This window comes from Nocardia canadensis, from assembly GCF_032656385.1.
In the GTDB taxonomy this organism is placed as follows: domain Bacteria; phylum Actinomycetota; class Actinomycetes; order Mycobacteriales; family Mycobacteriaceae; genus Nocardia; species Nocardia canadensis.
In genome coordinates, this window is the sequence record NZ_JAVCWB010000008.1 from 392,655 (window position 1) to 403,947 (window position 11,293).

Annotated in this window: 10 protein-coding genes; 9 read left to right on the forward strand and 1 reads right to left on the reverse strand. The window is 68.2% G+C overall.

Features of this window, described 5'->3' with window-relative positions:
- The first annotated feature begins 243 nt into the window (after positions 1-243).
- The 9 genes from Q7X29_RS15550 to Q7X29_RS15590 all read left to right on the forward strand — a co-directional run bounded on the left by Q7X29_RS15550 (position 244) and on the right by Q7X29_RS15590 (position 10,594).
- Positions 244-660 (forward strand): hypothetical protein, encoded by a 417-nt coding sequence (locus Q7X29_RS15550; protein WP_316574508.1) that lies wholly within the window; start codon positions 244-246, stop codon positions 658-660.
- Between the two features lie 164 nt (positions 661-824).
- Complete coding sequence (locus Q7X29_RS15555; protein ID WP_394358719.1) at positions 825-2,162, forward strand: ammonium transporter; 1,338 nt, start codon at positions 825-827, stop codon at positions 2,160-2,162.
- Positions 2,163-2,705: 543 nt separating this feature from the next.
- Positions 2,706-2,903, forward strand: a complete 198-nt coding sequence (locus Q7X29_RS15560; RefSeq protein ID WP_316574510.1) for a hypothetical protein — start codon at positions 2,706-2,708, stop codon at positions 2,901-2,903.
- 379 nt (positions 2,904-3,282) lie between these two features.
- Positions 3,283-4,461: a ThiF family adenylyltransferase gene (locus Q7X29_RS15565; RefSeq protein WP_218719117.1), complete on the forward strand. Its 1,179-nt coding sequence runs from the start codon at positions 3,283-3,285 to the stop codon at positions 4,459-4,461.
- A gap of 2 nt (positions 4,462-4,463) precedes the next feature.
- The gene (locus tag Q7X29_RS15570; RefSeq protein ID WP_316575365.1) at positions 4,464-5,090 is read left to right on the forward strand and encodes a GNAT family N-acetyltransferase; all 627 of its coding nucleotides are present in this window, start codon (positions 4,464-4,466) and stop codon (positions 5,088-5,090) included.
- Positions 5,091-5,263: 173 nt separating this feature from the next.
- Positions 5,264-6,238, forward strand: coding sequence for a helix-turn-helix domain-containing protein (locus Q7X29_RS15575; protein WP_218719119.1), 975 nt, complete (start codon positions 5,264-5,266; stop codon positions 6,236-6,238).
- A gap of 194 nt (positions 6,239-6,432) precedes the next feature.
- The gene (locus Q7X29_RS15580) at positions 6,433-6,645 is read left to right on the forward strand and encodes a helix-turn-helix domain-containing protein (RefSeq protein ID WP_218719120.1); all 213 of its coding nucleotides are present in this window, start codon (positions 6,433-6,435) and stop codon (positions 6,643-6,645) included.
- A gap of 258 nt (positions 6,646-6,903) precedes the next feature.
- A complete protein-coding gene (locus tag Q7X29_RS15585; protein ID WP_316574511.1) occupies positions 6,904-8,496 on the forward strand; it encodes an FAD-dependent oxidoreductase in 1,593 nt (530 codons plus the stop codon).
- The gene (locus Q7X29_RS15590) at positions 8,489-10,594 is read left to right on the forward strand and encodes an ATP-binding protein (RefSeq protein ID WP_316574512.1); all 2,106 of its coding nucleotides are present in this window, start codon (positions 8,489-8,491) and stop codon (positions 10,592-10,594) included. Before Q7X29_RS15585 ends, Q7X29_RS15590 begins: the two co-directional genes overlap by 8 nt.
- 6 nt (positions 10,595-10,600) lie before the next feature.
- On the opposite strand, the gene Q7X29_RS15595 is transcribed toward Q7X29_RS15590, so the two are convergent.
- Entirely contained in the window at positions 10,601-11,164 is a 564-nt protein-coding gene (locus Q7X29_RS15595) for a hemerythrin domain-containing protein (RefSeq protein WP_374104877.1), read from the reverse strand.
- Positions 11,165-11,293: the final 129 nt, after the last annotated feature.

The following is an 11,293-nucleotide window of genomic DNA, read 5'->3' on the forward strand; positions in this document are numbered from 1 at the left end:
TTTTCCAGTAGCGGTCGATCCTGATTTCGTTCATGGCAGTCGACGTTAGGAAGCGGCGTGGCCGCCGGCATCTACCCGGCGAACGATTGTGGACTCCGTCGCTGGGGATACCTGGCCATCGGTGGTGCGATTCGCCCTGGACGCTCTGGCGTATGCGGTCTGTCGATTTTCCGGGCTCCCATTCGACCTAGGAAAAGACGGCCGGCGGCAGGGCCGGACAACCTACCCGAATGAGGATGCGAAATGACTGGCAACGATCTCGATGTACTGCTCGGCGCGTGGGAACTGACCGGGCGTAGCCACACCGCGGATCACGACGACATCACCGGGACTCTCACCGCGACCCGCCTCCTGGACGGCGGGCTCTTGCAACTCGACGGCCGCATGCTGGTCGGGAACACCGAGATCCACAGCCTGGAATTGATCTGGCCGGACGACACCGGCTCGGGTTTCGCCGCGCACGTGTATTCCGGTTCCGGCGCCCCGCTGAATTACCGGTGGAGCCGTCGGGGTGACACGATCGTGCATGCCGGACTCGGCATGACCTACACCGGCACCATCAGCACCGACGGTGCCACGATCACCGGTACCTGGCTGCCCGACCCGGACCGTCCGGACATGGCCGAGGCTGCCTATGACGCCACGATGCGCCGGATCTGAACCGGCCGTGCCCGACCTGGTTCGCTGAATTCATCGACTCGAAACACCGCGGGTTGTTCCGGGAAACAGCGCTTCTCGATGCTGTGCCGGAATCCCGTCGGATAAGAGGTACGAATGTGAATTCGGGAGATACCGCGTGGGTGCTGGCCTGCGCCGCGCTGGTGATGGTGATGACACCGGGACTGGCGTTCTTCTACGGCGGCATGGTGGGCAGCAAAAGTGTGCTCAACATGCTGATGATGAACTTCAGCTGTCTGGGTGTGGTGTCGACGCTCTGGCTGCTCTACGGCTACAGCGAGGCATTCGGCGACGATGCCGGGTACGGGCTCGTCGGCGACATGTCGCACGCGCTGCTGCGCACGACCCAGGGGACGTTGTCCGGGCCGGTCGGCCACCAGATTCCGACCATGGCGTTCGTGATGTTCCAGTTGATGTTCGCGGTCATCACGACGGCGCTGATCACCGGTGCGATCGCCGGTCGGACTCGTTTCTGGTCGTGGATCGTGTTCGCGGCGCTCTGGGTCAGCGTCGTGTATTTCCCGGTGGCGCATTGGGTTTTCCACGTCAGCGGTTTCACCGATACCGACTCCTCCGGTACCTCCTCGGAGGTCGGCGGGTGGATCGCGAACCGGCTGGGGGCCTTCGATTTCGCCGGCGGCACCGCGGTGCACATCAACGCCGGCGCGGCGGCGCTGGCGTTGGTGCTGGTGATCGGCAAACGTCACGGCTGGCCGCGCAGCATCGCTCGCCCACACAATGTGCCGTTCACCCTGCTCGGTGCGTCGCTGCTGTGGTTCGGCTGGTATGGCTTCAACGCCGGATCCGCGCTGACCGCAGGCGATCTCGGTGCCCTCGCGTTCACCAACACCACCATCGCGGCAGGCGCGGCGTCGTTCGCCTGGATCGTCGTCGAACAACTCCGAGACGGGCGACCCACCACCATCGGTGCGTCCTCGGGCGCGGTCGCGGGCTTGGTCGCGATCACGCCGGCGTGCGGATTCGTCGGATCTGTCGGCGCCCTGTGCATCGGGGTGGCCGCGGGCATCTGCTGCGCACTGGCCGTCGGCCTGAAATACACCTTCGGCTACGACGATTCCCTCGACGTGGTCGGAGTCCACCTGGTCGGGGGAGTGGTCGGCACCCTGCTGGTCGGGCTGTTCGCCGACGTCTCGGTCAACCCCGCAGGAGGCAACGGCCTTTTCTACGGCGGCGGATTCGTCCAGTTGCAGCGCCAAGCCATCGCCTCGGTGGCCGTCATGGCCTACTCGTTCCTGGTGACCCTCCTGCTGGCGTGGCTGGTCGACAGGCTCGTCGGCCTGCGCGTCGACTCCGAATCCGAGGCCGAGGGCATCGACGAATCCGAACACGCCGAGTCCGCCTACAGCCCGACCACCCCGCCCGGTGCGTTGGCCCCCGCTCCGGTCCAGCCTCGGCCGGTGTCCCGGCCCCCACGTGTCCCGGTGCCCCGTCCCGCTCCGCGGCCCAACGACCACTTCTGGTGACCGCGGGCCGGCCGGAATGCGGACCGGGGCCTGCGCGGGGTGATCGGTGTTGGGTTCACGGTGAACGAAAGCCCTTGTCGGGGGCGGCGGTCGCGCGGGAGTTCTTCGCGCTGCCGATGGAACAGCGGCGCGAGATCGCCCTATCCACTCGCCACAATTCCGGGAATACACCAGTACCGGGCGCGAATTCACGGCGGGCGCGAGCAGATCGACATCGGGGCCGAGCGGGCCGTCCGGCCTGCCGGGGACCGGCTCGGGACCGGATCATCGGGCCGAATCAGTGACCGGTCGCGGCGCCGCGACTGCGTGCGCTCACCCTGACGTGGCAAGCCGAGGCGTTGCTGGTCAGCCGGGAAGTGCTGCGCGCCTTGGCCGTCGCGCTCGGACGGGACGAGGGCTACATCGATCGGTGGTTCGACCAGGAGGTCTCGACTCACGGCAAGATCATCCACTGTCCGGGCCGGGACACCTCCGGCGACGACCAGGGGTGGGCGCCGACAAGGACTACGGATATCTCGCGCTGCTGCAACAGGACGGGGCGAGATGCGCGAGATCGCCACCCGGGGCTATCTGACGGCCACCCGGCATCGCGTGGTCAGCCCGCCCGCCGGAGTCGACCGGTACTCGGTGCCGTTCTTTCTCGGGCCCGCCTCGAAGCGATCGTCGAACCGCTCGCGCTGCCCGCCGATCTCGCCGCCAGTGCCCGCGGCCGATGTGCTCGCCGAACGGGGACGCAGGTGAGGGAGCACTGGTCGGTCGGCCGCGAGGGAGTCGACGACCCGATCGCCGATCTGACGGCTGCTCTGCCCGGAGCCCGGTGGCGGCGCCCACCGATCCACGTGGTGGTCCGCCCCCGTGGACCGGACGGCGCCGCACCGTCGACGCCGCGAAATCGATGCTTGCGGGACTTTAGCGAGACCGACGACGGGTGAGGCGTTGGATTGTCGGTCATGTCGACTCGGCGGGTCATCGTCGCAGTTTGGCCGGAGTGCGGGCGCGCCATGCCGGTGGACCGAAGGTCAGTTAGCTGAAAGTGTGCTGTGTGTAGTCTTTGCGCGTCCTGGTCGAAGGAGGCGCGCGGTGTCCGCTCGTCTCATGAGGGTCGGAGGTTTGTGCACACATGATTCGGCATCGCTCGGTTCCGCGTCCGCCGGTACTCGCGCCCGGCGTCGCGACATCGCATTTCCGTCCCGTGCTGCTCGACGCGTCGAGCCCGGAAGGACTGCGCGATCTGGAAGCGCTGGCGGGCTCGGATGCTGTCGGTGCGGTGCACGACACGATCGACGATCAGCTCGACGAACTGATCCGCTGCGAGGACCCCGCTGTCTCGCAGACAGCGGAGTCCCTGGCGGCGTCGCGACGTCGGATCTGCGGCGAAACCGCATTGTGGCGGTGGGGAACGTGGGTGTTCTATCCGTGGAACGGCCGGCTGGTGCATGTGCTGCCGCGCGAGGGTTTCCAGCGGGTGCGGACCGATCGGAACCGCAACAAGATCGACCGCGGGCAGCAGCGCGACCTGCGCGAGCGGCGGATCGGTGTGGTCGGGCTGTCGGTGGGCAACAGTGCGGCGGTGACGCTGGCGATGGAAGGGGTCGGCGGTTCGTTCCGCCTGGCCGACTTCGACACGATCGGGCTGTCGAACCTGAACCGGCTGCGGGCGGGGATCGGTGATCTCGGGGTTTCCAAGGCGGTGCTGGCGGCGCGGCAGATGTTCGAGATCGACCCCTATCTCGACATCGAGGTGTTCACGGCCGGGCTGACCGAGGAATCGATCGGGTCGTTCTTCGACGGCGTCGACGGCACCCGGCCGCTCGATCTGCTCGTGGAGGAATGCGACACGGTGTGGGCGAAAGTCGCCGCCCGCGAGTACGCGCGGAGCCGGGGGATCCCGGTGCTGATGGACGCCAATGATCGCGGCCTGCTCGATGTCGAGCGCTTCGATCTCGAACCACTGCGCCCGCTGTTCCACGGCCGCACCGGCACGGCGACCTCGTCCGATGTCGCGAGGATGAACCGGGACGAGCTGCTGTCGTTTCTGCTGGCGGTCGTCGACGAGCCGCAGCTGAGTGCGGCGATGCGCGACGCGATCGGGGAGATCGGCCGAACCCTGTCCAGCTGGCCACAACTCGCCTCGGGGGTGATGCTCGGCGGCGCGCTGGTGGCGGACACCGCACGCCGGATCCTGCTCGGCGAGCTGATCCCGTCGGGGCGGAGCTATATCGACCTCGACGAGCTCATACCCGCCGAAGGTCGGCGGATCGACGCGGAATTCGCGCAGGTGATGGAGGAAGTCCGTTGACGGTGGACCTGCGCGACGTGGAACTGGTCGGTACGCGACTGCGGTTGCGTGATCTGCGTGCCGGTGATCTGGGCACCTATCAGCGGATCTTCACCGATCCACAGCTGACCCGATTCATGGGCACCGACAGCATGGGTGTCCGGGCAGCGGCGGCGGCGTTCGACGCCGCCCTGCGCGCCCGCGGTGAGAGCCCGCGGCGCAAGTACACGCTGGCGATCACGGCACCCGATGAGGACACCATGGTCGGCACCATCGGCCTGCTGGTCGAGGATTTCGGCAGCAACGCGATGATCGGCGGTCTGGTCGTGATTCCGGAAGGGGCGCTGCGCGCGGGAGGCATCGAGGCGGGGCGGCTCATGGCGGCCTTCGCCTTCGGGCCGCTCGGGATCCACCGGGTCTGGGCGGGGCATCGGCACGATCATCCGGTGATGGACACGGTGATGGCGGGAGTGGGCTTGACACCGGAGGCGCGGCTGCGACAGCTGTACCGAACCCAGGGCCGGTGGCGCGACGTGTGCACCTACGCGGCGTTGCGGCCGGAATGGGCTGCGACGGCGACCGCGGCCGAACGCCGGATTCTGGCGTTGCGGCCCACCGCGGCAAGGGAACACGCCATCGCGGGCCGGTGAGGTCGGTGCGCAACCCTGCCGAATCGGGCTCCGAGCGGGCGATGTCGCGATAGCATCGCCGACTACAGGCCCATGCAATCACCTTTGCCCCGAATTGCCACCACCCGAAACGCGCATCGGCCGGCGACGGGAGGCACTCCACCGCCGGCTTGGATCCGAAGTGGAGATCACCGATGGCAGTGCTGATCGACTCCGACTATTTCACGCCGGCGGACCGCCGCGAGGCGGTCACCGCCATCCTGCAGGAAGCCGATATCGGGGCGAACCTGCAGATGTGGGATTCACCGGCGGAAGTGGTCAGCCGGCACCAGGCCTGGATGCTGGGTCCGATCGCGCTCACCCGCTCGGAGGTCTCCGGCCACCAGGTCTGCCGCACCAGGCGGCACGAGCGGATCACGCCCAGCGACACCCTGACGGTGACCGTTCAGAACGGGCAGGTCCGCAGGCACGAACAGTTCGGTGCGCAAACGCTGATCGAGCCCGGCGCCTGCGAGGTGATCGACCTGGCCACCACGTTCGCCTCCGGCTGGCACGGTCTCGGCGGAACGCTGTGTCTGCAGCTGTCCAGGGAGCGCCTCGGGATCTCCGCGGAAACGGTCGTCGCGGCGCACGGGCGGCTGGCGGCATCGCCGCTCTACCCGATGGTCACGGCGCAGATCCAGCATCTCGTCGCGATCGCCGACCAGCTCGAAGCCGACCCGGCCGCCGCCTCGGTGGGCGAGTCGTGCCTGGAAATGGTTCGGGCGCTGCTGATCTCGGCGGCCGGCCGCGGTCCGGGTGACGGTGGCGCCATCCCGGAGCAACTGCTGATCGAACAGATCCTCGAGTACGTGCGGACACACCTGGCCGATTCGACCCTGAAGATTCCCGGCATCGCCGCCGCCAACAACATCTCCGTCCGGCACCTGTACAAGGTCTGCGCGCAGTCGGGTATCAGCCTCGAGCAGTGGATCATCGAACAACGCCTGGTCCGGGCCCGCGACATGCTGATCGACCGGGGTTACGCGCACCGTTCCGTCGCCGCCGTGGCCGGTGCCGTGGGCTTCCGCGATGCCGCCCACTTCACCCGGCGATTCCGGGAGGCGTTCGGCATGACGCCCCGGGACTGGCGCCGCAGCGCCTCCGACGCGGACACCCCGCCGACGTAGCGACGGAGTTCCCACGGCGCGGAAGTTTGTGCGTGCACAGTCAGTGGCCGTGCAGTCACAGCCTGCTTCGGCGGCGAATTCGCCCTTATCGTTCGAATGTGGCTGCGCGAGACCGCTTCAGGAGTGTGAGTGTTCGCCGATGGACACCCGCTCCGATGCGGTCCGCGCCGAGGCATCGAGAGAGAGGGGAGACCATGTCCACGATCGGCAAAGCCATCCGGGCGGCGAGGACGGCCTCCGGTTTCACGCAGGCGGAGTTGGCCGACTGGATCGGCATCAGGGACGGAAACCAGATCAGTCGTTGGGAACGGGATGTGGTGACACCCAGTGCCGACAGTGTCGGCGAGTTGAAGAGGGTCCTGGGGGTGCGTCTCGACAACACGTCGGGAGGTGCGATGTCGTGCTGACCTGAACGCCTTTCCCACCGGAGGCTGCGGTCGAGCCCACGGGCTGCGAGAGCTACGAAACGACCTGGGAGGTCGGGTAGTTCGGGGGGAGGGACGATCGTCGGTACGACCGCGCAGCATTCGAGCCGTGGCCCTTGCTCAGGGCCATGGCTCGAATGCTGTCGACGACTCGACACCAGGCTGATGTTTCCGTCGGAACACCGACGCATGCGCGGTGGCTGACCCGTCAGGCGCCGTCATGGTGGAGCGCATTGCTCCGTGCGCGACGATTCCGGCGACGGTGTCGATGTCGTCGGTGCCCAGGGGCAGCCCCCGCAGGACCGAGCGAGCGCGCCCTCGCGAGTTGTAGCCACGCTGTGCTCAGCGGTAGGTGAGCAAAGACATGGACTGGTAACCGAGCAGTCCGGTGTCGCAAGCTCGCGCCATCGCCGAAACTTCAGGAGGTGCGCGATGGTTCGCAGAGGTGAACATGCGGTGGTGCTCGGTGCGAGCATGGCGGGGTTGCTCGCGGCGCGAGTGCTGGCTGATTTCTATGACCGGGTCACGGTGGTGGAACGAGATCGGCTCACCGCCGCTGACGGCCCGCGCAGGGGAGTGCCGCAGGGCAAGCATGTGCACGCCTTGCTGCCGAGTGGATCCGAGGCGTTGGAGGTGCTGTTCCCTGGGGTGCTCGCCGATCTCGTCGCCGGCGGTACGAAGGTTGTCGAGGACTACACGGAGTTCTACTTCTCGGTGGGCGGCAACCGTCTCTCGCGCGACGTGCAGCCGGGTGTCCTGACCTACCTGCCGACCAGGCCGCGCCTGGAAGGGTGTGTGCGGGAACGGGTTCGGGCGCTGCCGGCGGTGCGGATCGTCGACGGCAGCGACGCGGTAGGTCTGGTCGCGGACGGGACACGCAGTCGGGTGACCGGCGTCCGGGTGATGGCCCGGGCGGCGGGTAGCGCGGAGGAAGTGTTGCGCGCCGATCTCGTCGTGGACGCGATGGGCCGCGGCACGCGAACCCCGACGTGGCTGCGCGGACTCGGCTACGACCTGCCCGCCGAAGAATCGGTATCGGTCCAGATGGGCTACTCCAGTCTGTCCGTGCGGCTGCGACCCGGCACCGAGCCGGAGAAGCTCGTGCTGATCGGGCCTGCGCCGGACCGGCCGATCGGAATGGCGTTGTTCGCCACCGAGGACGACGACACCTGGCTGTTCACCGCGACGGGATACCGAGGCCATCACCCCGCGACGAGCCTGGCCGAGATGGTCGACGGTATCGCGACATTCGCCCCGTCGCACGTGGTCGGCGCGCTGCGCCACGCGGAGCCGCTGTCGGAGGTGGCGACCTACCGCTACGACGCCAATCGTCGGCGCCGATACGACCGGTTGAGCCGATTTCCACGGGGGCTGATCGTGTTCGGGGACGCGATGTGTGGCTTCAACCCCATCTACGCCCAGGGCATGTCGGTGGCGGCGTTGCAGGCCATCGCGTTGCGCGACTGTCTGCGGGGGAGCGGTGACGATGTGGAACGCCGCTTCTTCCGTGCCGCTGCCGCGCCGGTTGGCGTCGCGTGGCGATTGGCTGTCGGTGCGGATCTGACCCAGCCGCTGGTCGACGGTGTGCGGCCGCCGCAGATCCGGCTGGTCAATCGGTACGTCCGGCACCTGCTCGACGTGGGCAGACACGATCCGGTGGTTGCTTCGCAGTTCCTGCTGGTCTCGGCGTTGGTCGATCCGCCGTCGCGGCTGCTGCGCCCCGGGATCATCGCGCGAGTTCTGCGCGGGGTGGTGCGATCGAGGCGTGTCGAGAATGCTCCGGCAAACGCGGACACAGCGGACCCGAAACTGATACACATGGCCGGTGAATAGCGCCTCGGAGCAGCGCCGGACGGTCGCCGACCGGCTCCGGCTGGCCCGTCGGCGGCGGTTCGTGGGTCGCGCGGGGGAAGTCGAGCTGTTCCTGTCGGCGCTCGATGCCGAGGAGCCGCCCTTCTCGGTGATGTTCGTCTACGGGCCGGGCGGTGTCGGGAAGACGGCGCTGCTCGCCGAATTGTCGGCGGTGGCCCAGCACGCCGGACACGGCACGGTGCGAGTCGACGGACGCACCATCGAGCCGTCGCCCTCGGCCTTCCACGCGGCGGTGTCCGAGCCCGAGGGCCCGGCGGACCGGACGTCGGCGGTGTTGATCATCGACACCTTCGAACGCCTTGCGCCGCTGGAGGATTGGCTGCGGGAAACCTTTCTTCCCGGCTTGGCGACCGACGTCCTGGTCGTGATCGCCGGTCGACATCCACCCGCCCGCGAGTGGTTGAACGACCCCGGCTGGCGGGAACTGCTGCGCGTGGTCTCGCTGCGGAATCTGGCACCTGATGACGTCCGTACCTTCCTCCGGGGCGCGCGGGTCCCCGACGACAAGCACGAACGGATGCTGGCGCTCACCCATGGCCATCCGCTGGCCCTGGCGCTCCTGGTCGACCTGCTCGCGCAGACCGGGGGCGAGGTGCCTGCCACGTTGGTCGACGCGCCGGACGCGGTGCGGGCGCTGCTCACGCGGTTCGTCGACTCCGTGCCGAGCAGACGCCATCGGGCGGCGCTCGAGGTGTGCGCGCACGTGCGGTTCACGACCGAGGCGCTGCTGCGGGCCGCGCTCGGCGAGTCCGACTGCTCGGAGGTATTCGGATGGTTGTGCGAGCTCGCGATCATCGAACGCGGACCGCTCGGGCTCGCTCCGCACGAGATCGCTCGCGACGTCCTGGACGCGGATCTGCGCTGGCGCGATCCGGAGTCCTATCTCGCGGTGCACGGCCGAGTGCGCGGGCACCTCATCGAATTGCTCGACACCGCGGCCGAACACGGTCGCTGGCCGGTCGCGGACCTGGTGTTCCTGCATCGGCACAACCCGACGATCTCCGCGTATTGGGACTGGTCGAGCTTCGGCCGAGCCTTTCCCGACCGATACCGCCCGACGCATCGAGAATCGATCCTGGCGATGACCGAACGCCACCAGGGGCCCGAACAAGCCGAGCTGGTCGAATTCTGGCTCGCCCGCCAGCCCGACCGATTCGTCGTGGTCCAGGGGCCTGCCACCGAGGCGATCGGCTACTTCTGCCGGCTGGCGTTGCACGAGGCGACCGAAGCCGACCTGGCCGCCGACCCCGGCACGCGCGCGATGTGGGAGTACGCGACCAGATACGGCAGGCCCCGGCCGGGTGAGCCGGTGCACGCTGGCCGGTTCCTCGTCGATGCGGAACTGAACCAGCGCCCGTCGCCGACGATCAATGTGGTCACGGCCCGCTCGACCCAATACTGGCTGTCGCAACCAGATCTGACCTGGGAGTTCATTGGCGCGTTCGCGGACTCCGACGCCTGGGAACCGTTCATGCACCACATCGACTTCCATCGCGCGCACGACGCGGGATACGAAGTCGGCGGACAACGCTATGCGGTATACGCCCACGACTGGCGACGGGTGGGGATCGCCGCATGGCTCGACCTGACCAATGATCGCGTCGTCGGTGGGGCTGCCGCGCGACCGGCGCCACCGGTACCCGAACTCGTCTTGTCCCGGCCCGAATTCGCCGACGCGGTGCGCTCGGCACTGCGTGAGGTCGGCCGAGGGGGCCGACTCGAACGAAACCCGTTGCTGCGCTCGAAGGTCGTGCACGGTCGGCCGGGTCCGGCCACCGGCGCCACGCTGCGGGAGCTGCTCACCACGATGAGCGAATCCCTGCGCGACGAAACCCGCGGCGAGAAGCTGCACCGGGCACTCGACCGCACCTACCTGCGACCCGCGCCCACCCAGGAACGCGCCGCCGAACTACTCGGACTGCCCTTTTCCACCTACCGCCGACATCTCACCCGTGCGGTCGAGCGGGTCATCGACAAGATGTGGGAGATCGAGCTGTACGGCGCCGAGTTCTCGACCGATATGGCCGCCGAGGACCGGGCCGGGAACGGTGATTCGTAGCGACGATCAGCGGAGACTGCCGACACCGAGCGATCCGTTCGGCGGCGGCTCCTGATTCTCGGCGGCGCGGACGTAGGCGACGGGGTCCTTGTCGACCGGCCGCACGCCGGCGTAGTGGCGGGCCTCGTAGGCGGCGAAGGTGACTGCCAACGCGTGGCGCTGCGGCACGCCGGCCAGGCGGCGGAAATCGGTGAGGCCCTCGCGTTCTTCCTCCGCCATGTGGTCGCTGTTGGCGAGATTGGCTGCCGCGACGGCCGCGAACCAGTCGTCGGTGCCGACCTGATGATCCGCGACCGCGGCCACCGCGTCCCTGATGTCGTTGTGGTCGTGGATGGCGTCGAGCGTTTCGCTCTCGACCGCGCCTGTGCGCCTGGCCGCGATTCCGGCGTGCAACAAGGCCGGGTAGAAGATCTCCTCCTCGGCCAGCGCGTGCAGTTCCAGGAAGGCGGCGAGCCGGTCCCAGATCGCGGACAGCGCCTCGGTGTCGGTGCGGTTGATCTGTTCCAGGATCGCGAACAGACGCCGCTGTTCGTGGTGGTCGTCAAGGATCAGCTGGGTGATATCCACGATTCCTCCCTGAGACTGCTCGTCACAGCATGCAACGCCGGGGGCACCGGGCGTCGTCGTCGACATGCCGACGATAGCGCACCGTCTTCGACGACCGCGGGCCACGGGCCGGCCGCGCCGCGGCGAGCGACC